The sequence below is a fragment of the Streptomyces sp. 150FB genome, assembly GCF_000818195.1.
In the GTDB taxonomy this organism is placed as follows: Bacteria; Actinomycetota; Actinomycetes; order Streptomycetales; family Streptomycetaceae; genus Streptomyces.
This window is the reverse complement of sequence record NZ_JTHL01000001.1, coordinates 5,584,240-5,606,527: the sequence shown is the minus strand read 5'-3', so window position 1 is coordinate 5,606,527 and position 22,288 is coordinate 5,584,240. Positions and strand designations below refer to the sequence as shown.

Here is a 22,288-nt window from a genome sequence, read left to right as displayed (position 1 = left end):
CGGCGCCTGGCGCTCGCTCGTCTCGAAGAACAGGTGGCCGCCGGGCGCCAGCCACCCGGCCGCCTCCGCCGTGACCCGGCGCAGGACGTCGAGCCCGTCGGCGCCACCGTCGAGCGCCACCCGCGCCTCGTGCACGCGCGCCTCGGCCGGGAGCAGTTCGATCTCTTCCGTGGGTACGTACGGGACGTTGGCCACGAGGATGTCGACGCGGCCGCGCAGCCCGGCGGGCAGCGGTCGGTAGAGGTCGCCCTCGTACGCCTGGCCCTTGCCGGTGATGTTGCGGCGGGCGCACCGTACCGCCGCCGGGTCGATGTCCGCCGCGTACAACTCGGCGCCGTCCAGGGCCGCGTACAGCGCGGCGCCCACACCGCCGGAGCCGCAGCACAGGTCGACGACCACCGCACCCGTCCGTTCGGCGGCCAGGCCGATCGCCTGGTCGACCAGGAACTCCGTACGGCGGCGGGGTACAAAGACCCCGGCGTCCACCTCGATCCGCAGACCGTGGAACTCCGCCCAGCCGACGACGTGTTCCAGCGGCAGACCGGCGGCCCGCCGGTCGGTCATGGCGTCGAGTTCGGCCGGTGAGCCGGCCGCCGAGATGAGCAGTTCCGCCTCGTCCTCGGCGAAGACACAACCGGCGGCGCGCAGCCTGCCGACGATCGCCGAGCGGGAGACGGAGGAAGGGGAGAGCGACATGGGAAGAAGCCTTTCGGAATGCCTGAGGGCACTCCCCCGGTCACCTGTGTCCGGTCGTCCGATGAACCGTACGGGCGTGAGAGAGGAGCACCCGGCCTGATCCCGCTGATACCTCGGTAACGGGTCTCACCTCCTCGATCGCGTGCACCGCGCGTGCACTGCCTGGTCCCTGCCGACGGACGGGCGTCACCCTACCCGAGCGGGGCCGGGCCGGAACGTGCGCGTCGGAACGTACGGTCCGGCCTGCGGCCCCACTACGCGCAGCACTTCAGCGCTTCGGGCGTGTCAGGGCTTCAGCAGCTCGACGTTGACATCGGCCGGGTATCCCGTCGTGGGCCCCGTCCTGCGCGCGAACTCCCGTACGCCCGCGAGCTGCGCCTCGCCGAAGCGGAAGTCGAGCGTCGTGAAGTAGCGCTCGAGCAGCTCGGCGTCGAAGGCCTCCCAGCGCGCCGCCTGCTCGGCGACCTTGCCGACCTCCTCCAGCGAGACGTCGCGAGACGCGAGGAAGGCCTCGTGCACCTGGCGTACGGTCTCCGGCTCGCGCGCCAGGAAGTCCTTACGGGCCGCCCACACCGCGAAGACGAACGGCAGGCCCGTCCAGTCCTTCCACATCTGACCGAGGTCATGGACCTGGAGCCCGAGCCTCGGCGCGTCGTGCAGCGCGGCGCGCAGGGCGGCGTCGCCGATCACCACGGCGGCGTCCGCCTCCTGCATCATCAGGCCGAGGTCGGGCGGGCACGTGTAGTAGTCGGGCGCCACGTGGTACTTCTCGGCCAGCAGCAACTGGGCGAGCCTGACCGCCGTACGGGAGGTCGAGCCGAGGGCCAGCCGGGCGCCGTCGAGCTGCTCCAGCGGTACCTGCGAGACGATCAGACAGGACATGACGGGCCCGTCGCAGCCGACCGCCAGATCGGGGAAGGCGACGAGGTCATCCGCATTGCGGAGGAATTCGACAAGGCTGATCGGGGCGATATCGAGGTCGCCACGGACCAGCCGATCGTTGAGCTTCTCAGGGGTGTCCTTCGTGAGCTCCAGATCGAGAAGGGTTCCGGTCCTGGCGAGCCCCCAATAGAGGGGCAGGCAGTTCAGGAACTGGATATGGCCGACACGCGGCCGGGTGCGACGGTGGTCGGCTCCGGCTGCTTCGGCGGCTTCTTCTACTGAGTTTCCCACTGGGCTGTCCACAACCGCGAGGCTAGACCCGCGGTGTACGTGAGCGAGCTCCGGGGGCCGTCTCCGGCGGGTCACCCGGGGGTCCCCCGGGCGCGCCGGGCCGACACGCCGCGCGGATGCGCCACGCCGTCCGGCGGACCGGCCCGGAGCGTCCCCGAACCGGTCAGGGGCCCGCGCGGGGACGGTACGGGCGCGAGGTACGGCCCTTGAGCGGGGCTCGGGCTGCGGCCGAAGGGAGCGCCCTCCGGGGGCATCCGAGAGGGCTCGCGGGGCGTCCGGAGTGGGTCCGATTCGTCAGTACATCAGAGTTATGTCAAACGTCCGGGTGAAGTGATCTTTCCCTCTACCGCTACGCGTGAGCTGCGTGCTAGGCTCGCCGCAAGTTGCAGTTTGGTTTCCCTTGCAGTACAGAGCCTGCGGAGCATGTGACCCGCAGGCTTTTGTAGTTTTCAGACTTGTTTGCAGGTTCTGGAGCAGGGCAACCCTTTGGCCCAAGGAGGGCTTATGGCTACCGGAACCGTCAAGTGGTTCAACGCTGAAAAGGGCTTCGGCTTCATCGCCCAGGACGGCGGCGGCCCGGATGTCTTCGTCCACTACTCCGCGATCAACGCGTCCGGTTTTCGTTCTCTCGAAGAGAACCAGGTCGTGAACTTCGACGTCACTCAGGGTCCGAAGGGCCCGCAGGCGGAGAACGTCACCCCGGCCTAGTTGCCCGGGTCGGAGATCGCGCATCATGTGAGCTGTACCCAAGGAGCCCTGCTTCCCCCACTCGGGTGGGGAAAGCAGGGCTCCTGCCTGTGCCCGGCCCCCTTCGGCCCTGGCGGTCACGGGCCGAGAAGCGCCCTCGCCAGCGCCGTCACCCGGGCCGCGTGATCCGCCTGTGCCGGTTCGGCCCGCGCCGCCGCCGAAGCGAGGCGCGTGACGTCCGTACGCCAGTGGCCGGAGACCGCAGCCCCGGCGCCCGGAGCGCCCGGAGCGTCCGGTGCGTCGAGGGCGTCCAGGGCGTCCACCCGGGCGAACCCCCTTTCGAGCAGTCCCCTGGCGTCCCCGTCCCTGCCGCGCCGTACCGCCTTGATCGCCGCGACGGCGTTGGCCAGCGCGCTGGCGGCTGCCGACCAGTCGTCGCCGGGGGCGGCGACGGCGTCCGAACCGTACGTCTCGTCCCCGGCGACCGACCGCGCCCGTACGTCGAGGTCCAGCCGCCAGAACAGCGGCAGGTCGGCGAAGTGGACGAAGAGCAGCCTCCGGCGGTCGCAGAGCCGGTAGTCGGGGTCGACCCGGACGGCGGAGACGGGCCGTACGCGCCCCAGCACGTCCCCCACCTCTGCCAGGCACCCGGCGAACCGCTCGTCCGGCACGTCCCACAGCAGATCGATGTCGCTGTACGGGTCGGCGGTGCCGGCGGCCAGCGAACCGCGCGGCTCGACCCGTGCGCCGGGGTACGCGCCGCTCAGGGCGTCGCACAACTCCCGTACCACCGCCGCGCGCCGCTCCGGCGACAGGTCCAGATCGGGCACCGGATCGCCGCGCCCCGCGTCCGTATCCCGGGTCATCGCGCGTACAACTCCTCGATCTCCGTGGCGAAGTCCGCCGTGATCGCCGCGCGCCGCAGCTTCAGCGACGGGGTCAGCCGGCCGTTCGCCTCGGTGAAGTCGGTCGGCAGCACGAGGAAGCGGCGGATCGACTCCGCGCGGGACACCAGCCTGTTGGCCTCGTCGATCGCCCGCTGCAGCGCGCCCCGCAACTCGTCTCCCTCGATCAGTTCGGCGAGGGGCACTTCCTGCTTCTTCTTCATCTGCCGCCAGTGGTCGAGCCCGTCGCGCTCCAGGGTGATCAGCGCGGTGATGTAGGGCCGGTTGTCGCCGAGCACGATGCACTGACTGATCAGCGGATGCGCGCGCAGCCAGTCCTCCAGCGGTGCGGGCGCGACGCTCTTGCCCGCCGAGGTGATGAGGATGTCCTTCTTGCGCCCGGTGATGCTGAGATAGCCGTCGTCGTCGAGCGAGCCCAGGTCCCCGGTCGCGAACCAGTCCCCGCCGGCGCCCGATTCGGCCTCCGGCGGCTGCGCGGGGACGGCCTCGCCCCGGTCCCTGTCCCAGTACCCCCGGAAGACCTGGCCGCCGCGGAGCAGTACCTCCCCGTCGTCGCCGATCCGTACGGCGGTGCCCGGGAGCGGCCAGCCGACCGTGCCCATGCGGGGTTTGAGGGGCGGGGTGACGGTCGCCGCTGCCGTGGTCTCCGTAAGGCCGTAGCCCTCGAAGATCTCGATGCCCGCTCCCGTGTAGAAGGAGGCGAGCCGGCGCCCGAGAGGGGATCCGCCGCAGATGATCTGCTTCACCCGGCCGCCGAGGGCCGTGCGGATACGCCGGTAGACCAGCGGATCGTAGAGCGCGCGGGCCGCCCGCAGCGCGGGTGACGGGCCGGGGCCCGTGCCGCACTCGGCCTCCTCGACGGCCTGGCCGTAGCGCCTGGCTATCCGCGCGGCGCGGTCGAACGACGAGGCGCGGCCCATCCGTTCGGCCGTGGCGCGGCCGGTGTTGTAGATCTTCTCCAGGACGTAGGGGATGGCCAGCAGAAACGTCGGCCGGAAGCCCGCCAGGTCGGCGATGAGGTCGTCGGTACTGATCGACGGCGCGTGTCCGAGCCGTACCCGCGCGCGCAGGCAGCCGATCGCGACCATGCGGCCGAAGACATGGGAGAGCGGGAGGAACAGCAGGATGGATGCGGGCTCCTTGCTCACCGTCCGGAAGACGGGGTGCAGCAGTTGGACCGCGTTGTCGATCTCGGCGAAGAAGTTGCCGTGGGTCAGGACGCAGCCCTTGGGGCGGCCGGTCGTTCCCGACGTATAGCTGAGGGTCGCGACGGAGTCGGGGGTGAGGCGCGCGCGGCGGTCGCTCACCGCCTCGTCCGGAAGGTGCTCGCCGACGGCGCGGAGGTGGTCGACCGCGCCGGTGTCGAAGGTCCAGAGGTGGCCGAGACCGTGGAGCTGCGGCAGTTCCTGGCTGATCAACTGCGCCTGCGCGGCGTCCTCCACGACACAGCCGACCACACCGGCGTCCTGGAGTATCCAGCGGGCCTGGAAGGCGGAGGCGGTGGGGTAGATGGGTACGGTGACCAGCCCCGCGGCCCAGGCGGCGAAGTCGAACAGCGTCCACTCGTAGCTCGTACGGGCCATGATCGCGACCCGGTCGCCCGGCTGGAGGCCTTCGGCGATCAGGCCCTTGGCGACGGCGCGGACGTCGTCGGCGAACTCGACGGCTGTGACGTCCTGCCAGTCGTGCTTGGAACCCTTCGGAGCCTTCGCGCCCTTCGCGCTCTTCGGTTGCTTGGTGGACCGCCCGGGTTCCGGCCGCCGCTTCCTGCTCATCACGGCTTCGAACGGCGCCGCGCCGGCGTTGTCGAAGGGGATGTCCGCCAGCGAACCGTGCCGGACGGGTGCGACGAGCGGCGGCACGGCCACCTCTCTGACGACCCCGTCGACACGCAGTCGTGTGGGCTCGACGAGCGTGACGGGCGGCACGCCGTCGGCAGGCATGACAGCGGGCACGAGCGGCTCCTCTCGGGGTCAGATCGTGCGATTGAAGCATCTACCGACAACCACACCCCACGCGCCCGGCTCCGTGTTCTCGGAATCCCGCTGGATTCTTCACACGGAACGGGCCGCCTCCCCCGTCGCGAACACCCCGACATGCGAGTCGCCGGCCGATTCCGCTGATCCGGAATCGGCCGGCAACGTCGCGGCGGTCTGTTCGTGCGTCAGGCGGCGACCGGGACCTTCACCTGCCGCTCCGGCGTCTCACGGTCGTAGTCGTCCACCGGCGACGCGGAAGCGGAGTCGTACGCCGCGCGGTCGAGTATGTTCTCGCGTGCGGAGACGATCAGCGGGGCCACGATCTGGCCGGCCACGTTCGTGGCGGTGCGCATCATGTCGAGGATCGGGTCGATCGCCATCAGCAGGCCCACCCCTTCCAGCGGCAGTCCCAGCGTGGACAGGGTCAGCGTCAGCATGACCGTGGCGCCGGTGAGTCCGGCGGTGGCGGCCGAGCCGACCACGGAGACGAAGGCGATCAGCAGATAGTCCTGGACGCCCAGGTCGACGCCGAAGATCTGGGCGATGAAGATCGCGGCGAGCGCCGGGTAGATGGCGGCGCAGCCGTCCATCTTGGTCGTCGCGCCGAACGGTACGGCGAAGGACGCGTACTCCTTCGGGACGCCGAGGCGCTCGGTGACCTTCTGGGTGACGGGCATCGTGCCGACGGAGGAGCGGGAGACGAAGGCCAGTTGGATCGCGGGCCAGGCGCCCTTGAAGAACTGGATCGGGTTGACCTTCGCGACCGTCGCGAGCAGCAGCGGGTAGACGCCGAACAGCACCAGCGCGCAGCCCACGTAGACATCGGCGGTGAACGTCGCGTACTTGCCGATGAGGTCCCAGCCGTAGTCGGCGATGGCGAAGCCGATGAGGCCGATGGTGCCGAGCGGGGCGAGGCGGATGACCCACCACAGCGCCTTCTGGAGCAGTTCGAGCACGGCCTCGCTGATGGTGAGGATGGGCTTGGCCTTCTCACCGAGCTTGAGGGCGGCGATACCGGCGACCGCCGCCATGAAGACGATCTGAAGGACGTTCAGCTCGGTGAACGGCGTGATGATGTCGGTCGGCACGATGCCGGTGAGGAAGTCGATCCAGGAGCCCGACCCCTGGGGCGCCTTGCCGTCCTTCGGGGTGAGTCCCGTACCGGCGCCCGGGTTGGTGATCAGGCCGATCGCGAGGCCGATGGCCACGGCGATCAGTGACGTGATCATGAACCAGAGCAGCGTGCGGGAGGCGAGTCTCGCCGCGTTGTTGACCTTACGGAGGTTGGTGATCGACACCAGGATCGCGAAGAAGACCAGCGGTGCGACGGCGAGCTTCAGAAGCTGGATGAAGATGCTTCCGACCTGATCGAGCGTCGAGTACAGCCAGTGGATGTTCTGGCTGCGGGCGAGCCAGCCGAGCAGCACACCGAGGACCAGACCGGTGACGATCTGGGCCCAGAACGGGACGCGCGAGAGGCGGAAGCCGGAAGGGGCGGGGTTCGTCGTGGACACGGACACACTCCAGACAGGGGCGCGGACGCCCGCGCGGAGATGGGCGCGGGCATGGGGACGTGGGCATGGTGGGCCGGGGATGACGGCGACAGGATGCGGCGCCCGTGCGCTGGAAGGGGGTTCCTGGTCAGGAGGAGCAGGAGGAGCGAGTCGCCGCGTGATGCCGGGTCAGAGCGAGCGGCGACAGGCCGCGGACGTGCGGCGGCAGAGATCGACGTGCAGGCGCGCCACGAGCAGGATGCTCGGAGCATGACAAGTGCGCACTGCTGTCTTCATGTCGACACATTAACACTCGTACTTTGAGAACCTCAAAGGTTTTATTTGGCACCGCGTCAGGGCCTGAGCCCGCCCAACACCCGGGAACCGGGCGCCCTTGAAGGGCGTCCTGCCAGCCATACGATCTTGGAGGCCCCGCATGACAACTGCCGCGCGCTACCTCTATCTGGCCCGGCACGGTGAGGCGACGGACGACGAGAGCGGGCTCTCGGCGAACGGGCGCCGCCAGGCCGCGTTGCTCGGTGAGCGGCTTCGCCACACCGCCCTCTCGGCGATTCACCACGGCCCCCTCCCGCGAGCGGCGCAGACGGCACGGCTGGTCGCCGAACAGCTCGACGGCGTGCCCCTCAACTGCGCGGAGCCGGCGGGCGACTACCTGCCCTACCTTCCGGCCAGGGATGAGCTGCCACCGGAGATCGCCGACGCCACGCTGGAGCGGCTGGCGCAGTTCCCGCCGGAGGAGCGCGACCCCGGGCCGGGGCTCGCCCGAGCGGCCCTGGCTCGGTTCACCGGACCGGTCGAGGGCGACGCACCACGCCACGAGCTGGTCGTCACGCACAACTTCCTCGTCGCCTGGCTGGTCCGTGACGCGCTGGACGCTCCGAAGTGGCGCTGGATCGGGCTCAATCACGCGAATGCCGCCCTGACGGTCATCCGTTACGCGCCCGGCCGCCCCGCTTCCCTGCTCCTCCAGAACGACACCGGGCACCTTCCCGGGGAACTGCGCTGGACGGGTTTCCCGCCCGAACTGCACGTCTGAGCACGGCAGCGCCCCGGCTCGGAAGCCGGGGCGCTGGATGCCGATGCCGACGCAAAGGCGCCGATGTGTCGCGCTTACTGGATCGCGCCGTCCTCCTGGGACCGGTTGGCCTCCAGCTTGGCCTTGGCGCCGTCGATCTTCGGAACGAGCGCGACAGACATCTCGTCGCGCTGCTTGCGCAGCAGCACGAGACTGAGCGGCGCCGAGATGACGATCGCGAGGAGCAGCACCCAGATCAGGTTGGAGTCGCCGAGCCCCCTCGGCAGGATCCCGAACTCCACCAGCGCGAGGACCACGACGAAGCAGCCGACGAAGAGGATGAAGCGCATCAGGGTGTAACGGACGGTGGCGCCTGGCTTCGCAGTGTTCACAACGGGCCTCTCTCTTCCTGCTCTTCCTGTCTTCACGTCTTCAGGTCCCGGACGGCCGCTCACGCCTGTTGCAGCGGGAGCAGCATGATGATGTCGTCGCGGTCGTCACCGGGGGCGACCCTGATCGCGTCGGGCACCCGCCCGACCTCCTTGTAGCCGCACGAGGCGTAGAACCTCTCCACGCCCGTACCGCCGCGGCAGGTCAGCCGTATGGCCTGGATGCCGTCGAATCCGCGTGCGGCGTCGGCGGCGGCCGTCATCAGGTCGCGGCCGTACCCCTTGCCCTGGTGGCGCGGGTGGACCATCACCGTGTAGAGCCAGATCCAGTGCCGCATCAGGCGGTGGGTGTTGTACGTGAGGAACGCCGTCGCCGCGACGGCGCCCTCCTCGTCGTACCCCACGAGCAGCCGGGCGCGGCCCTCGCTCATGGCGCTGAGGTGCTTGAGCCACTCGGGCCTGACGTCGTCCGCGGTCACCGGCGGTACGAAGCCGACAGCGCCGTCGGCGTTGGAGACCTCGGTCCACAGCGCCACGACGGCGTCGCTCAGGGAGCGGTCGGCCCGGGGGTCGAGTTCGAATATGAGTCCCACGCCACGGCCCCTCAGACCCGCATGGGCTGCGGGGACTCGCGGCGGTCGGCGTCCGGCCCCGGGTACTCGCGGATGATGTCGTAGCGGGTGTTGCGCTCGACCGGGCGGAACCCGGCGTCGCGGATGAGGTCGAGCAGATCCTCACGGCCGAGCTTGCTGGGCGTGCCGTAGTTGTCGGCGTCGTGGGTGATCTTGTACTCGACGACCGAGCCGTCCATGTCGTCGGCGCCGTGCTGGAGCGCGAGCTGCGAGGTCTGCACGCCGTGCATCACCCAGAAGACCTTGACGTGCGGCACGTTGTCGAAGAGCAGCCGGGAGACCGCGAAGGTCTTCAGCGACTCGGCGCCGGTCGCCATCGTCGTGCGCGCCTGGAGGACGTTGCGGATCTTGCCGTCCTTCATGTCCACGAAGTCGTGCTGGTAGCGCAGCGGGATGAAGACCTGGAAGCCGTTGGTCTCGTCCTGGAGTTCGCGCAGGCGCAGGACGTGGTCGACGCGGTGCCTGGGCTCCTCGATGTGCCCGTACAGCATGGTGGCCGGGGTCTTGAGCCCCTTCTCGTGCGCCAGGCGGTGGATGCGCGACCAGTCTTCCCAGTGGGTGTTGTGGTCGACGATGTGCTGCCTGATCTCCCAGTCGAAGATCTCGGCGCCACCGCCGGTCAGCGATTCGAGGCCCGCGTCGATCAGCTCATCGAGGATCTCGGAGGCGCTGAGCCCCGAGATGGTCTCGAAGTGGTGGATCTCGGTGGCGGTGAACGCCTTGAGGGAGACCTCGGGGAGGGCTTCCTTGAGCGCGCTGAGCGAGCGCGGGTAGTAGCGCCACGGCAGCGTCGGGTGCAGGCCGTTGACGATGTGCAGCTCGGTGAGGTTCTCGCCCTGCATCGCCTTGGCGAGCCGGACGGCCTCCTCGATGCGCATCGTGTACGCGTCCTTCTCGCCCGGCTTGCGCTGGAACGAGCAGTACGCGCAGGACGCGGTGCACACGTTCGTCATGTTGAGGTGGCGATTGACGTTGAAGTGGACGACATCGCCGTTCTTCCGCGTCCGCACCTCGTGGGCGAGGCCGCCCAGCCAGGCCAGGTCGTCCGTCTCGTACAGAGCGACGCCGTCCTCGCGGCTCAGCCGCTCTCCGGCGCGGACCTTGTCCTCCAGCTCGCGCTTGAAGCCCACATCTTGAACAGATGCAGTCATCCCGCCGCCTCCCATACGTCTACCAATCGGGCCTGTCGAGCGTACGCCCTCGGTCGGACAAGTCCGACGCTGGCCTCGCCCCTCGGGACTGCCGGCCTTCACTCCTCGGGAAGTTCGCCGACTCTGTTCTCCCACTTCGTGGAGAGAACGATGGTGGTGCGCGTCCGGGAGACGCCCTTCGTCTTACTGAGGCGGCCGATCGTCTTCTCCAGGCCGTCCACGTTGTCCGCCCGCACCTTGAGCATGTACGAGTCGTCGCCGGCGATGAACCAGCAGTCCTCGATCTCCCCGAGGTCGCGCATCCGGCGGGCCACGTCCTCGTGGTCGGCGGCGTCGGAGAGGGAGATCCCGATCAGCGCGGTGACGCCCAGACCGAGCGAGGCCGCGTCGACCGTGGCACGGTAGCCGGTGATGACACCCGCCGCCTCGAGCCGGTTGATGCGGTCGGTGACGCTGGGTCCGGAGAGCCCGACGAGCCGGCCCAGCTCGGCGTAGGAGGCCCTGCCGTTCTCCCTGAGGGCCTGGATGAGCTGCCTGTCCACGGCGTCCATATGCCTTGAGCCTTCCATTGTTCAGCGATCTCGCAAGATTGAGTGTAGAATCTAAGGCATGCAGGGCCGACACCCTGCGAATCGGTCAAAGAATCAACGACGGTCCTTCGAACTCTCAAACTTCAGGAGTGGGTTTCCCCGTGTACACGATCGAAATGGCTTACGCCCATATGCGCTCGTTGCAGGAGTTGGCCGACCGCTCGCGCTCGCACAAGGTCCCCGCCGCGCCGCGCACCGCCAAGTCCCGCGCGCCCCGCCGCGACAAGCGGCGCTGACCAGCGGATTCGCACCGGCGCCCGTACCGCGCTCACCGCACGCGGCGGGCGCCCCCGCGCATTCCGCTCAGTCCCCACGAGAGCCCCCCAGCTCCCCTTCCCAGCGGCGGTACAGCTTGTGCGGCACACCCGCCGCGTCGAGGGCCCGCCCCGCGACGAAGTCCACCAGGTCCTGGATGTGCGTCGCGCCCGCGTAGAACGCCGGAGACGCGGGCAGCACCACGGCGCCCGCGTCGTCCAGCGCCACCAGATGCCTGAGGGTCTGGCCGCTCAGCGGCGTCTCGCGCACGGCGACCACCAGCTTCCGCCGCTCCTTGAGCGTCACGCTCGCCGCGCGCTGCAACAGGTCCTTCGACAGACCGAGCGCCACGCCCGCCACACAGGCCGTGGACGCCGGCACGATCAGCATCCCCTTGACGGGGTACGACCCGGAGGACGGCCCGGCGGCCAGGTCTCCGGCGGCCCAGTGGCGTACGCCCGCCAGGTCCGGCGCGAAGGTGTCCGGCTTGCCGTCGGCCCCCCTGGCCAGCCAGGTGCCGAGGTCGTCCCGCCAGTGCGCGTCCCGGTACGAGATACCCGTCTCGTCGAGCAGCGTCAGCCGTGACGCCCTGCTGATGACCAGGTCCACGCTCTCGCCCGCGTCCAGCAGACCGCGCAGCACGGCGGCCGCGTACGGGGTCCCCGAAGCGCCCGACACCCCGACGACCCAGGGCCGCCGCTGCTCACGCTCCGGCTCGCGCTCCGGCTCGTTCGCCGGCTCGTGGCCCGGGTGTCGCGGGCTGTGTCGGTCTGCGTACTGTGCGGGCTTCACACATCCGAGCCTATCCGGCGGCCGACGGCAGGAACCGATGACGGTGCCCCGGACGTTCCCGTAGCGGAAAACCAGTCGTGGCGCTCCTCCGGACGCCACGGACCTTCGGACTCCATGGACTGCGAGGGGCCCCGATGTCGTATCCAGGAATCAGTACGCCCACCACCACCTCACCGAGCCGGTCGGACCGCGTGAAAGGCGCCGGCGCGGTGATGGTCCTGTGGGTGGCGCTGCTCTGGGTGCTCGAAGTGGTGGATTCCGCGACGGGCGGCTCCCTCGACACGTACGGACTGAGCCCGCGCAACTTCGGCGAGCTGCGCGATGTCATCCCGATGGCCTTCCTGCACCACGGCTTCGCGCACCTGATCTCCAACACCGTGCCGCTGCTGGTCCTCGGGTTCATCGCGGCGCTGAGCGGGCTGCGCCGGTTCGCGGCGGTGGTCGTCACCATCATGATCATCGGCGGGCTCGGCGTCTGGCTGACCGCTCCCGACCACTCGAACACGGTCGGAGCCTCGGGCGTGATCTTCGGGCTGCTCGGCTATCTGCTGGTGCGCGGCTTCGTCAACCGCAGCGGGCTCGACATCGTGGTCGGCCTGGTGGTGCTTGCGGTCTACGGCTCGGTGCTGTGGGGCGTGCTGCCGGGTGACCCGTCCATCAGTTGGCAGGGCCACCTCTTCGGCCTCATCGGCGGCGTGGCCGCCGCCTTCCTGTTCCGCAAGCGGCGACCGGCGGTGGTGGGCGGCCCGGCCGCCGGACTCATACGCTGAGCCGGCCCATCCGCCGAGGCCGGCTCATACGCTGAGGCCGCGCACCAGCAGGTCCAGCAGCGCGCACACGAACAGCGCGATGCCGATGAAGCCGTTCACCTGGAAGAACGCCTTGTTCAGACGCGACAGGTCGTGCGGCTTCACGATCGTGTGCTCGTAGATGAAGGCCCCGGCGACGATCACCAGCCCCACCCAGAAGAACGCCCCGGCGCCGGTGGCCAGCGCGTACCAGACCAGCAGGCCCGTGGTCACGACGGCGGAGGCGCGCGCCCCGTACAGCGCGGCCGGGATACCGAAGCGGGCCGGTACGGACTTCACGCCCTGGACCCGGTCCGCCTGGACGTCCTGGCAGCCGAATATCAAGTCGAAGCCGCCGATCCAGATCCCGACGGCGAGGCCGAGGATGACCGCGTTCCAGGACCAGTGCCCGGTGACCGCGAGCCAGGCGCCGATCGGGCCGATGGCCTGGGCGATGCCGAGGATGGCGTGCGGGAAGTTCGTGAACCGCTTCCCGTACGGGTAGACGACCATCGGCACGACGGCGACGGGCGCGAGGGCCAGACACAGCGGGTTCAACAGCGCCGCGGCGCCCAGGAAGAAGACGACGGCGATGCCGGCGCCGACCCAGGCGGAGCGGACGGACACCGCGCCCGTCACCAGTTCGCGGCCCGCCGTGCGCGGGTTACGGGCGTCGATCTCGCGGTCGATGATGCGGTTGCAGGCCATCGCGAACGTACGGAGACCCACCATGGCGATGGTGACCAGCAGCAGCCGGCCCCAGTGGATGTCGCTGTCCAACTGGAGCATGGCGGTCAGCGCGGCGGTGTAGGCGAAGGGCAGCGCGAAGACCGAGTGCTCGATCATCACGAGCCGCAGGAAGGCCCGCACCTTGCTGTTCGGCTGGGCGGGACCCGGGCCGACGAATCCTTCGGCGGCACTGGTCACAGGACCGGACCGTCCTCGCCCAGGAGGAGAGCGGTTCGGCCGCTGCCGCCGCCCGTCCCCTCAGTGGCCTCGATGGTCACCTCGGTGGCCGTCTCCGTGGTCGTCGCGTCGTTCACAGCCCGTACTCCTTCCAGCGCTTTGTCACCCGATCGGAGGTTTCCGGGTCCGACTCGACCATATGCGGCCAGCCGCCGTCCCGCGTATACCCCTCCTCGGGGAGCTTCCGGGTCGCGTCGATCCCCGCCTTCCCGCCCCAGAACTGCTGGTAGGACGCGTGGTCGAGGTGGTCGACCGGGCCCTCGACCACGGTGAGGTCGCGCGCGTAGTCGGTGTTGCCGAGCGCGCGCCAGGCCACCTCGTGCAGGTCGTGGACATCACAGTCCGAGTCGACGACCACGATGAGCTTGGTCAGCGACATCATGTGCGCGCCCCAGACGGCGTGCATCACCTTCTGGGCGTGCTTCGGGTACTTCTTGTCGATCGAGACGATCGCGCAGTTGTGGAAGCCGCCCGACTCGGGCAGGTGGTAGTCCACGATGTCCGGCACGATGATCTTGAGCAGCGGCAGGAAGAAGCGTTCGGTCGCCCGTCCCAGCGGCCCGTCCTCCGTCGGCGGCCTGCCGACCACGATCGACTGGAGCAGCGGCCGGCGCCGCATGGTCACGCAGTCGATGGTGAGCGCGGGGAACGGCTCCTGGGGGGTGTAGAAGCCGGTGTGGTCCCCGAAAGGACCCTCCGGCAGCGTCTTGCCCGGCTCCAGCCAGCCCTCGATGACCACTTCGGCGTTGGCCGGCACCTGGAGCGGAACGGTTTTGCAGTCGACCATCTCGATCCGCTTGCCCTGGACGAAGCCGGCGAAGAGGTACTCGTCGATGTCACCGGGCAGCGGCGCCGTGGAGGCGTACGTCACGGCGGGCGGACAGCCGAACGCGATGGCGACCGGCAGCCGTTCACCACGCCTGGCGGCCACCTGGTAGTGGTTGCGGCTGTCCTTGTGGATCTGCCAGTGCATCCCGATGGTGCGCCGGTCGTGGCGCTGGAGGCGGTAGAGGCCGAGATTGCGTACGCCGCTCTCCGGGTCCTTCGTGTGGGTGAGACCCAGGTTGAAGAATGACCCGCCGTCCTCCGGCCAGGTGAAGAGCGCGGGCAACTGGTCCAGGTCCACGTCGTCGCCGGTGAGGACGACCTCCTGGACAGGGGCGTCCTTCACCTTCTTGGGCGGTACGTGGACCATCGTGCCGAGCTTGCCGAAGGCCTCGCGTACGCCGACGAAGCCGTGCGGCAGCTCCGGCTTGAGCAGTCCGCCGATCTTGTCGCTGATGTCCGCGTACGACGTCAGCCCGAGCGCCTTCAGCAGCCGGCGGTCCGTCCCGTACACGTTCATGGCCAGGGGCATCGCCGACCCCTTGACGTTCTCGAACAGCAGCGCGGGGCCGCCGGCCTTGTTCACCCGGTCGACGATCTCCCCGACCTCCAGATACGGATCGACCTCCGCCTTGACGCGCTTGAGGTCACCCTCGCGCTCCAATGCCCTGAGCAGCGAGCGAAGATCGTCGTAAGCCATGCGCTCCAGTGTGTCATCCCCGCCGGTCCGGCTCGATGGCACACCGCCGACAACCGCGGCCTCTGTGGATAACTCAGGACGTGGAGCGCTCAGTCGCTAGGCTGGACCCTCACCGTGGTCGTGATCCGGCCGCGCTCTCCATGTGCAGGGGGACCGCCATGCTTCGGGTGCTGATGATTCTGGTACCGCTGGGCCTGAGCATCTACGCGTTCATCGACTGCGTCACCACCGATGAGAAAGAGATCCGTTACCTCCCCAAGCCGCTCTGGGCGATTCTCGTCCTGCTCTTCCCGCTGGTCGGCTCCATCTCCTGGATGATCGTGGGCAGGGACCGGACCCCGGCCGGAGCGGGTGGCGGGTGGGTCGCCCCCGATGACAACCCCGAGTTCCTCAACTCCCTGAAGGACGACCGGGGCAGGGCCGCCGCCGGGGCCCCGGCCGCCGCGCCGCTGGACGACGCCGAAGCGGCATCACATCTGGAGCAGTGGGAGGCGGACCTGCGACGGCGCGAGGAGGAGATAGAGCGCCGCGAGCGGGACGGCAGCGGCAGCGGTGGCGGTGGCGGTGGCGGTGGCGGCAACAGCGGCGGCGCCGACGACACGCCCCCGAAGCCCTGACCGCCGCGATGCGTCGATACGACGAGCCGGAGCGGGCGCGGGCACGGGAGTGGCTGGTGACAGCGGTCGCCGAGGCGCGCGCCGGGCTCGCCGAGGGTGGCATCCCGATCGGAGCGGCGCTGTACGGCGCCGACGGGACGCTGCTCGGCCGTGGCCACAACCGCCGCGTCCAGGACGGCGATCCGTCGCTGCACGCCGAGACGGCGGCGTTCCGCGCGGCCGGCCGGCAGCGCTCGTACCGTGGCACGACCATGGTGACGACGCTCTCGCCGTGCTGGTACTGCTCGGGTCTCGTCAGGCAGTTCGGGATCTCGCGGGTGGTGATCGGCGAGGCGCGGACCTTCCACGGCGGGCACGACTGGCTGGCCGAGCACGGCGTGGAGATCGTGCTGCTCGACGACCCCGGATGCGCCGCGCTCATGGGGGCTTTCATCGAGGACCGCCCCGAGCTGTGGTACGAGGACATCGGCGCCGCTGAGGACGACTGACCGTCACCACCCGGACCGGTGGGGGGCTTTGCCACCGGTTGACGCCTTTGCGATCGCTTGATGCAGCGTTCACGCAATGTGCCTGCTCCTCGTCGCCTTCGCCCGGCGAGAGTCGTGTGCGGTCGGCCACACCCCATGCGACTCACCGGAAGTGGGTTCCCCCATGCCCGAAATGACCCGCCGCAGACTCCTCGGTTCGACAGCCGGCGCCCTCGGTGGCGCCGCGGCTCTCAGCCTGCTCCCGCCCAGCGTGCAGAAGGCGGTGGCCGCCGGGCCGCCCCGGCAGGGCTCGCTGGACGACATCGAGCACGTTGTCCTGCTGATGCAGGAGAACCGTTCGTTCGACCACTACTTCGGCACCCTGAAGGGCGTACGCGGCTTCGCCGATCCCAACGCCCTGCGACTCTCCACCGGCAAGTCGGTCTTCTACCAGCCGGACGCGGTCAACCCCGAGGGGTACATGCTGCCGTTCCGCCTCGACACCCACAGCACCAGCGCCCAGGCGATCCCCTCCACCAGCCACGCGTGGGCCGTACAGCACCAGGCGTGGAACAACGGGAAGATGGACAAGTGGCTGCCGGCGCACCGCGCGGCCGACGGGGCCAACGGCCCGTACGTCATGGGCTACCACACCCGGGCGGACATCCCCTTCCAGTTCGCGCTGGCCGAGGCGTTCACCATCTGCGACAACTACTTCTGCTCGGTCATGGGCCCGACCTGGCCGAACCGGCTGTACTGGATGACAGCGAGCATCGACCCGTCCGGCACCAAGGGCGGTCCCGTCATGTCCAACTCGGCGCCGAAACCGTACCGGTGGACAACGTACGCCGAGCGGCTCCAGGCGGCGGGGGTCGACTGGAAGGTGTACCAGCAGACCGACAACTACGGCACGAACATGCTGTCGGAGTTCCAGCAGTTCCAGGACGCCAAGCCCGGCGACCCGCTGTACGAGCGCGCCATGGTGGCGCAGCCCGAGGGCACCTTCGAGGACGACGCCCGTAACGACCGGCTGCCTGCCGTCTCCTGGATCCTGCCGACGGCGGCCCAGTCGGAGCACCCCGACTATCTGCCCGCGGCGGGGGCGGACTTCGTCGCTTCCAAGATCGAGGCCATCGCGTCCAACCCGAAGGTGTGGCGCAAGACCGCCTTCATCCTCAACTACGACGAGAACGACGGACTGTTCGACCATGTGCCGCCGCCCACGCCGAAGGCGGGGACGGTCGACGAGTTCGTCCAGGGGCTGCCCATCGGCGGCGGCTTCCGGGTGCCGTGCATCGTCATCTCACCCTGGACGGTGGGTGGCTGGGCGGCCGGTGAGGCGTTCGACCACACGTCGGTGCTCCAGTTCCTGGAGCGGTTCACCGGGGTGGAGGAGCCGAACATCACCCAGTGGCGCCGCCGTACCTTCGGCGACCTGACCTCCGCCTTCGGCTTCCAGCAGGCCGCCACGAATCCGCCGGCGCTTCCGGACGACACGGCCGAGCAGTTGGAGCAGGCCAAGGAGGAGGTGGCGACGCTTCCCAAGCCCACGCTGCCGACCACCGGCCAGAAGCCGCCGACGCAGGAGCAGGGCGGGCGGCCGCGCCGCTGACGCGCTCGGGCCGTACGTACGTACGTACGTACGCCGTAGGTGACGCACCCGCACCCGCGACGCACAACAGCACCGCCCTCGACGGGCGGTGCTGTTTGTGTCTGCTGCGTCCGCTGGGTCTGCCGCGTACGGCTCAGACGCCGGCGTACGAGTGCTTGCCGGTGACGAAGATGTTGACGCCGTAGTAGTTGAAGAGCCAGCAGCCGAAGGCGATCAGCGCCAGGTAGGCGGCCTTGCGGCCCTTCCAGCCGGCGGTGGCGCGTGCGTGCAGGTAGCAGGCGTACGCGACCCAGGTGATGAAGGACCAGGTCTCCTTCGGGTCCCACTCCCAGTACTTGCCCCACGCGTCGCCCGCCCAGATCGCGCCCGCGATGATCGTGAACGTCCAGAGCGGGAAGACGGCCGCGTTGATGCGGTAGGCGAACTTGTCGAGCGTGGCCGACGCGGGCAGCCGCTCCATGACGGAGGTGGCGAAGGCGCCCGGCTTCAGACCGGCGGCCAGCTTGGACTCGTACCGGTCGCGGAAGAGATAGAGCAGCGTCGCCACGGCCCCGACGTAGAACACCGCGCCGCAGAGGATCGCTGTGGACACATGGATCCACAGCCAGTACGAGTGCAGCGCGGGAACGAGCTGGTCACTGGCCGTGTACAGGACGGTGACCGCGAGGCCGAGCGCGAGCAGGACCGTGGCGACGAGCGGCAGTCCGATCCAGCGGATGTTCTTCTTCAGCACGAGCATCACGAGATAGACCGCGACGGCCACGGCGGAGAAGGTGATGCTGAACTCGTACATGTTCGCCCAGGGCGCGCGCTTCACCGACAGCGCGCGGGCGAGGACGCCGGACGCCTCTATGGCGAAGGCGAGGACGGTGAGGGAGACGGCCACCCTGCCGTACAGGTCGCCCTGTTCGTCGCCGCCGTGCGCACCGGGGCCGTCGGGCAGGTCCCGGGAGCCGGAGGCGGAGCGGGTGATGATCTGCGGCCGGTCCAGGACGGCCGTGGAGCCGCCCTTCGCGACCCGTACCTTGACCGGGTTCGCCGTGGAGACTCCCTTGGCGTCGCCGGTCAGTGCCGCCGCCGTGCGGGCGACCTTGCTTCTGCTGCCGAACAGCCACTCGGCCGTATGGGCGAAAAAGGCCAGCATGTAGACGGCCATCGATGAATAGATCAGCACATTGCTGGTGTGCGCCAGGCTCTCATTGGTCGCAGCGGCGGCGAGATTCACTTCTCAGCCCCTTCAACGGTCTCGGCAGGATGCGGATCGGGTTCAGGCGCCGTGGGCGCCTCTGAGTTGAGGGTGACGGCCAGATCGCCGAGTTCCTCCGGAAGCTTGGCCGACTCGCTTCTGCCGAGTCCGGCCATCTCGATGACGGTGATGCCGTCGGTACCGCGCGTGGCCCGGACCCAGATCCGGCGCCGCTGGATGAAGAGCGAGCCTGCCAGGCCGATGATGGCGGCGCAGGCCCCGAACAGGGCGGAGAGCGAGCCGGGCTGGTGGGAGATCTGGAAGCTCGCCCACTGCTTGATGTCCTTGTCCATCGTGATCGACCCGGCGCCGCCGGGAAGTTTCAGGGTCTCGCCCGGCAGCAGCGTCTTCTTGAGCTGCTTTCCCTTGGAGTCCTTGAACTGGGTCATCTTGCTGGTGTCGAGCTGGTACACGTTCTGCGGCAGCCCCGAGTCGACGCCCAGACTTCCGTGGAACGGCCCCACGTTGAGCACGGGGAAGCCGAGCCCGGGGAACTGCGAGAACATCTGCCCGGTCTTCTGGCCGTAGGTGGGTACGAAGAAGGCGGCGATGCCGAGCTGCTCCTTCTTGCCGTTCTTGTCCCGGTAGCCGTCCATCACCTTGATCGCGCCGGTGGAGGAGAGGTTGCTGTCGATGGGCAGCAGCGGGGTCGCGCCGTGGAAGACGGTCTTGCCGCGCCCGTCCTTGATGGTGACGGAGGGCGCGTAGCCGTGTGAGATCAGATAGACCTTGCTGCCGTCGACGACCAGCGGCTTGTTCAGCTCGATGACCGTGCGGCGCGGCTTGTCGCCGGGCTTCGCTGTGTACGTGACATGGGCGGTGAAGGCACGGGCGGAGCCGACCTCGGGGCCGCTCGTCTCGTACGACGCGGAGAAGCTGTCCAGGTGGAAGCTGAACGGCGCGAGGTTGTTGACGTCGAACAGCGAGCCCGACTTGAAGTCGTCGTACTGCGTGAGGGTGTTGGCGAAGCCGTCGCCCTCGACGACCAGCTTGCCGCCGTTGGAGTTGAAGAGCTGCCCCCAGGCGAAGGACACCAGCATCACGATCAGCGCGATGTGGAACACGAGGTTCCCGGTCTCGCGCAGATAGCCCTTCTCGGCGGCCACGGCGTCGCCGGTGGCCTGGACGCGGAAGCGGCGCTTCCTGAGCATCGCCACGGCGGCCTCGCGGGCGGCCTCCGGCTCGGTGTTCGTACGCCAGGTGGTGTACGCGGGCAGCCGGGTCAGCCGCTTGGGGGCGACCGGCGGCCTGCCGCGGAGCTGGCCGACGAACTGCCAGGTGCGCGGGATGATGCAGCCGATGAGGGAGATGAACAGCAGGATGTAGATCGCGGAGAACCACACCGAGCTGTAGACGTGGAAGAGCTGGAGCTTGTCGTAGAACGGCGAGACCACCGTGTGCTTGTCCCGGAAGGTCTGCACCTTCAGCTCGTCGGAGCTGGTCTGCGGGATCAGCGAGCCGGGGATGGCCGCGAGGGAGAGCAGGAACAGCAGGATCAGCGCGATACGCATGGAGGTGAGCTGCCGCCAGAACCAGCGCGCCCAGCCGACGACCGAGAGGGTGGGCCCGCCGATGACGGACTCCTCGCGGGGCGCGGTGGAGAGCTGGGAGGTGGCGTCGCCGAGTTCGCGGGTGTCGCGCGCCTCGGCCTGTGCTTCCGCCGTTTCGGCGCGCGCCTCGGCCGCGGCAGCCTCGGCTCCGGTGGCCTCGCCTGTTGCCGCCTCGTCCGCGCCGAGTGGGCTCGTACCGTCCGCTCCCGTCGTACTGTCCGCTCCCGTCGTACCGTCGGCCCCCGCCGTACTGTTGGTCTCTGTCTTGCTCATGGAACTAGATCCCCACCGAGAAGCCGTTGGACCAGGACTGCGTCTGCTGGATGATGCTGTCCCACGCACCTGTCAGCAGCAGCAGACCGGTCACGATCATCATCCCGCCGCCGATCCGCATCACCCACATGTAGTGGCGCTTGACCCAGCCGAAAGCGCCGAGCGCCTTGCGGAACGCCACGGCGGCGAGCACGAACGGCACACCGAGTCCGAGGCAGTACGCGACGGTCAGTATCGCCCCGCGCCCCGCGCTGGCCTGTTCGAACGCCAGGCCCTGGACTGCCGAGATGGTCGGGCCGAGACACGGCGTCCAGCCGATCCCGAACAGCGCGCCGAGCAGCGGCGCTCCGGCCAGACCGGTCACCGGGCGTTTGTGGAAGCGGAATTCGCGCTGGGTGAGCCAGGGCATCATGCCCATGAAGAACACCCCCATCAGCACCATCAGCCCGCCGAGCACCTTGGAGAGGACGCCCCGGTAGTCCTGGAGTGTCTGACCGAAGAATCCGAACAGCGCGCCGCCGGAGACGAAGACGACGGTGAAGCCGAGCACGAAGAGCGTCGCGCCGACGGCCATCCTGCCGCGTTTGGCCTCCGCCAGATCCGTACCGGTCACGCCGGTCACATACGAGAGGTAACCGGGTACGAGGGGCAGGACGCACGGCGAGAAGAACGAGACGAGCCCGCCGAGCAGCGCGACGGGCAGCGCGATCAGCAGCGCACCGTCGTGAACCGTCCCGTACATCCCGGAAGCCTGGGCGAGAGCCTGCACAAGATCACTTCTCCGCGATCAGGGGAGTGATCATCTTGCGCAGCTTCGCTTCGTCGATCGCCATCAGCGAGCGGGCCGCGATCTTCCCGCTCCGGTCGAGGACGATCGTGGAGGGGATGGCCTGCGGGTTGAGGCTGCCCTTGGGGAAGCCGTTGAGGATGACGTTGCCCGCCGGGTCGTACAGGCTCGGGTAGTCGATGCCGTAGTTCTTCTCGAACGCGACCGCGAGGTCCTTGTTGGCGTCCCGGGTGTTTATCCCGACGAACGCGACGCCCTTCGCCCTGGTGTCCTTGGCGACCTTGGCGAAGTACGGCGCCTCCTCGCGGCAGGGCGGGCACCACGATCCCCAGACGTTCAGCACGACGACCTTCCCCTTGAGGGAGGCCACCGTCAGGTTCTTGCCGTCGAGCGTCTTGCCCGAGATGTCGTTGACCGGCCGGCGGTCGGCCTTGGGGACCGTGTCTATGCCCGCTGTGCTGGTCACGAAAAGGGTGTTACCCCCGCCGCTGGACTTCCCGCCCGAGCCGCACGCCGTGAGCGCGAGCCCCGCCGCGACGACGACGGCCGGCAGGACGACGCGCAGCGGGCGGCGGGAGCGGCGTCGGAGGGCGCTGCCAAAGTTCATGTGAAAAGTTTCGCATGTGCCTTTCGGGGATCTTGCACACCCCCCTCCGTGACCGTAAGGACCCGTAAAAGC

Annotated in this window: 24 protein-coding genes; 7 read left to right on the top strand and 17 right to left on the bottom strand. The window is 69.2% G+C overall.

Going from position 1 to position 22,288, the window contains the following annotated elements; all coding sequences use genetic code 11:
* The coding region (locus tag QR77_RS24070; protein WP_040028557.1) for a putative protein N(5)-glutamine methyltransferase at positions 1–696 on the bottom strand (696 nt) is incomplete at its 3' end.
* 285 nt (positions 697–981) lie between these two features.
* The gene (locus QR77_RS24065; RefSeq protein ID WP_107068976.1) at positions 982–1,869 is read right to left on the bottom strand and encodes a menaquinone biosynthesis protein; all 888 of its coding nucleotides are present in this window, start codon (positions 1,867–1,869) and stop codon (positions 982–984) included.
* A 504-nt stretch (positions 1,870–2,373) separates the two neighbouring features.
* On the opposite strand from QR77_RS24065, the gene QR77_RS24060 reads away from it, so the two are divergent.
* Entirely contained in the window at positions 2,374–2,577 is a 204-nt protein-coding gene (locus QR77_RS24060; RefSeq protein WP_003967102.1) for a cold-shock protein, read from the top strand.
* A gap of 116 nt (positions 2,578–2,693) precedes the next feature.
* Here the strand turns inward: QR77_RS24060 and QR77_RS24055 are convergent, their stop codons facing one another.
* The 4 genes from QR77_RS24055 to QR77_RS50035 all read right to left on the bottom strand — a co-directional run bounded on the left by QR77_RS24055 (position 2,694) and on the right by QR77_RS50035 (position 7,230).
* Positions 2,694–3,422: a nucleotidyltransferase domain-containing protein gene (locus QR77_RS24055; RefSeq protein WP_236710794.1), complete on the bottom strand. Its 729-nt coding sequence runs from the start codon at positions 3,420–3,422 to the stop codon at positions 2,694–2,696.
* Positions 3,419–5,404: an AMP-dependent synthetase/ligase gene (locus tag QR77_RS24050; RefSeq protein ID WP_040024204.1), complete on the bottom strand. Its 1,986-nt coding sequence runs from the start codon at positions 5,402–5,404 to the stop codon at positions 3,419–3,421. Before QR77_RS24050 ends, QR77_RS24055 begins: the two co-directional genes overlap by 4 nt.
* Positions 5,405–5,625: 221 nt before the next feature.
* Complete coding sequence (locus QR77_RS24045; RefSeq protein WP_107068975.1) at positions 5,626–6,954, bottom strand: dicarboxylate/amino acid:cation symporter; 1,329 nt, start codon at positions 6,952–6,954, stop codon at positions 5,626–5,628.
* 168 nt (positions 6,955–7,122) lie between these two features.
* Entirely contained in the window at positions 7,123–7,230 is a 108-nt protein-coding gene (locus tag QR77_RS50035; protein ID WP_347359791.1) for a putative leader peptide, read from the bottom strand.
* Positions 7,231–7,369: 139 nt separating this feature from the next.
* Between QR77_RS50035 and QR77_RS24040 the strand changes: the two genes are divergently transcribed.
* The gene (locus QR77_RS24040) at positions 7,370–7,990 is read left to right on the top strand and encodes a histidine phosphatase family protein (protein WP_040024202.1); all 621 of its coding nucleotides are present in this window, start codon (positions 7,370–7,372) and stop codon (positions 7,988–7,990) included.
* Between the two features lie 74 nt (positions 7,991–8,064).
* On the opposite strand, the gene QR77_RS24035 is transcribed toward QR77_RS24040, so the two are convergent.
* The 4 genes from QR77_RS24035 to QR77_RS24020 form a co-directional block, all read right to left on the bottom strand.
* Complete coding sequence (locus QR77_RS24035; protein WP_040024201.1) at positions 8,065–8,361, bottom strand: DUF4229 domain-containing protein; 297 nt, start codon at positions 8,359–8,361, stop codon at positions 8,065–8,067.
* Positions 8,362–8,420: 59 nt separating this feature from the next.
* Entirely contained in the window at positions 8,421–8,951 is a 531-nt protein-coding gene (locus QR77_RS24030) for a GNAT family N-acetyltransferase (RefSeq protein WP_040024200.1), read from the bottom strand.
* Positions 8,952–8,962: 11 nt separating this feature from the next.
* A complete protein-coding gene (mqnE, locus tag QR77_RS24025) occupies positions 8,963–10,156 on the bottom strand; it encodes an aminofutalosine synthase MqnE (protein ID WP_052489016.1) in 1,194 nt (397 codons plus the stop codon).
* 83 nt (positions 10,157–10,239) lie between these two features.
* Complete coding sequence (locus tag QR77_RS24020; protein WP_040024199.1) at positions 10,240–10,692, bottom strand: Lrp/AsnC family transcriptional regulator; 453 nt, start codon at positions 10,690–10,692, stop codon at positions 10,240–10,242.
* A 140-nt stretch (positions 10,693–10,832) separates the two neighbouring features.
* Here QR77_RS24020 and QR77_RS49835 point away from each other — a divergent pair, with 140 nt between their 5' ends.
* Positions 10,833–10,967 carry a hypothetical protein gene (locus QR77_RS49835; RefSeq protein ID WP_269084374.1) on the top strand — a complete coding sequence of 45 codons (135 nt, stop codon included), beginning with the start codon at positions 10,833–10,835 and terminating at the stop codon, positions 10,965–10,967.
* Between the two features lie 67 nt (positions 10,968–11,034).
* Here QR77_RS49835 and QR77_RS24015 read toward each other — a convergent pair whose 3' ends face one another.
* On the bottom strand, positions 11,035–11,664 hold the full coding sequence (locus QR77_RS24015; protein ID WP_040028554.1) for a UbiX family flavin prenyltransferase: 630 nt from the start codon (positions 11,662–11,664) through the stop codon (positions 11,035–11,037).
* A gap of 326 nt (positions 11,665–11,990) precedes the next feature.
* On the opposite strand from QR77_RS24015, the gene QR77_RS24010 reads away from it, so the two are divergent.
* Positions 11,991–12,548, top strand: a complete 558-nt coding sequence (locus QR77_RS24010; protein WP_052489698.1) for a rhomboid family intramembrane serine protease — start codon at positions 11,991–11,993, stop codon at positions 12,546–12,548.
* 24 nt (positions 12,549–12,572) lie between these two features.
* Here QR77_RS24010 and mqnP read toward each other — a convergent pair whose 3' ends face one another.
* Positions 12,573–13,493, bottom strand: a complete 921-nt coding sequence (gene mqnP, locus QR77_RS24005) for a menaquinone biosynthesis prenyltransferase MqnP (protein ID WP_040024198.1) — start codon at positions 13,491–13,493, stop codon at positions 12,573–12,575.
* Positions 13,494–13,605: 112 nt separating this feature from the next.
* Positions 13,606–15,057 (bottom strand): menaquinone biosynthesis decarboxylase, encoded by a 1,452-nt coding sequence (locus QR77_RS24000; protein WP_040024197.1) that lies wholly within the window; start codon positions 15,055–15,057, stop codon positions 13,606–13,608.
* Positions 15,058–15,215: 158 nt separating this feature from the next.
* Here QR77_RS24000 and QR77_RS23995 point away from each other — a divergent pair, with 158 nt between their 5' ends.
* The 3 genes from QR77_RS23995 (at position 15,216) to QR77_RS23985 (ending at position 17,753) form a co-directional block, all read left to right on the top strand.
* On the top strand, positions 15,216–15,674 hold the full coding sequence (locus tag QR77_RS23995) for a PLD nuclease N-terminal domain-containing protein (protein WP_040024196.1): 459 nt from the start codon (positions 15,216–15,218) through the stop codon (positions 15,672–15,674).
* 8 nt (positions 15,675–15,682) lie between these two features.
* On the top strand, positions 15,683–16,162 hold the full coding sequence (locus QR77_RS23990; RefSeq protein ID WP_040024195.1) for a nucleoside deaminase: 480 nt from the start codon (positions 15,683–15,685) through the stop codon (positions 16,160–16,162).
* Positions 16,163–16,325: 163 nt separating this feature from the next.
* Positions 16,326–17,753 carry an alkaline phosphatase family protein gene (locus QR77_RS23985; protein ID WP_040024194.1) on the top strand — a complete coding sequence of 476 codons (1,428 nt, stop codon included), beginning with the start codon at positions 16,326–16,328 and terminating at the stop codon, positions 17,751–17,753.
* Positions 17,754–17,886: 133 nt separating this feature from the next.
* Here the strand turns inward: QR77_RS23985 and ccsB are convergent, their stop codons facing one another.
* From ccsB to QR77_RS23965, 4 genes are read right to left on the bottom strand one after another with little or no spacing between them, the layout of a single operon-like run.
* Positions 17,887–18,978: a c-type cytochrome biogenesis protein CcsB gene (gene ccsB, locus QR77_RS23980; protein WP_040024193.1), complete on the bottom strand. Its 1,092-nt coding sequence runs from the start codon at positions 18,976–18,978 to the stop codon at positions 17,887–17,889.
* Positions 18,975–20,822: a cytochrome c biogenesis protein ResB gene (locus tag QR77_RS23975; protein ID WP_078877081.1), complete on the bottom strand. Its 1,848-nt coding sequence runs from the start codon at positions 20,820–20,822 to the stop codon at positions 18,975–18,977. The genes ccsB and QR77_RS23975 overlap by 4 nt, the downstream gene beginning before the upstream one ends.
* A 4-nt stretch (positions 20,823–20,826) precedes the next feature.
* Positions 20,827–21,564 carry a cytochrome c biogenesis protein CcdA gene (locus QR77_RS23970; protein WP_040028551.1) on the bottom strand — a complete coding sequence of 246 codons (738 nt, stop codon included), beginning with the start codon at positions 21,562–21,564 and terminating at the stop codon, positions 20,827–20,829.
* Between the two features lie 31 nt (positions 21,565–21,595).
* The gene (locus tag QR77_RS23965) at positions 21,596–22,216 is read right to left on the bottom strand and encodes a TlpA disulfide reductase family protein (protein ID WP_040024192.1); all 621 of its coding nucleotides are present in this window, start codon (positions 22,214–22,216) and stop codon (positions 21,596–21,598) included.
* Positions 22,217–22,288: the final 72 nt, after the last annotated feature.

Coding starts and splice junctions, on each gene's coding strand:
- QR77_RS24060 (WP_003967102.1), top strand. CDS start 2,374: ATGGCTACCGGAACCGTCAAGTGGTTCAACGCTGAAAAGGGCTTCGGC.
- QR77_RS24055 (WP_236710794.1), bottom strand. CDS start 3,422: ATGACCCGGGATACGGACGCGGGGCGCGGCGATCCGGTGCCCGATCTG.
- QR77_RS24050 (WP_040024204.1), bottom strand. CDS start 5,404: ATGCCTGCCGACGGCGTGCCGCCCGTCACGCTCGTCGAGCCCACACGA.
- QR77_RS50035 (WP_347359791.1), bottom strand. CDS start 7,230: ATGAAGACAGCAGTGCGCACTTGTCATGCTCCGAGCATCCTGCTCGTG.
- QR77_RS24040 (WP_040024202.1), top strand. CDS start 7,370: ATGACAACTGCCGCGCGCTACCTCTATCTGGCCCGGCACGGTGAGGCG.
- mqnE (WP_052489016.1), bottom strand. CDS start 10,156: ATGGGAGGCGGCGGGATGACTGCATCTGTTCAAGATGTGGGCTTCAAG.
- QR77_RS24020 (WP_040024199.1), bottom strand. CDS start 10,692: ATGGACGCCGTGGACAGGCAGCTCATCCAGGCCCTCAGGGAGAACGGC.
- QR77_RS24010 (WP_052489698.1), top strand. CDS start 11,991: ATGGTCCTGTGGGTGGCGCTGCTCTGGGTGCTCGAAGTGGTGGATTCC.
- QR77_RS24000 (WP_040024197.1), bottom strand. CDS start 15,057: ATGGCTTACGACGATCTTCGCTCGCTGCTCAGGGCATTGGAGCGCGAG.
- QR77_RS23995 (WP_040024196.1), top strand. CDS start 15,216: ATGCTTCGGGTGCTGATGATTCTGGTACCGCTGGGCCTGAGCATCTAC.
- QR77_RS23990 (WP_040024195.1), top strand. CDS start 15,683: ATGCGTCGATACGACGAGCCGGAGCGGGCGCGGGCACGGGAGTGGCTG.
- QR77_RS23985 (WP_040024194.1), top strand. CDS start 16,326: ATGCCCGAAATGACCCGCCGCAGACTCCTCGGTTCGACAGCCGGCGCC.
- QR77_RS23975 (WP_078877081.1), bottom strand. CDS start 20,822: ATGAGCAAGACAGAGACCAACAGTACGGCGGGGGCCGACGGTACGACG.
- QR77_RS23970 (WP_040028551.1), bottom strand. CDS start 21,564: ATGTACGGGACGGTTCACGACGGTGCGCTGCTGATCGCGCTGCCCGTC.
- QR77_RS23965 (WP_040024192.1), bottom strand. CDS start 22,216: ATGAACTTTGGCAGCGCCCTCCGACGCCGCTCCCGCCGCCCGCTGCGC.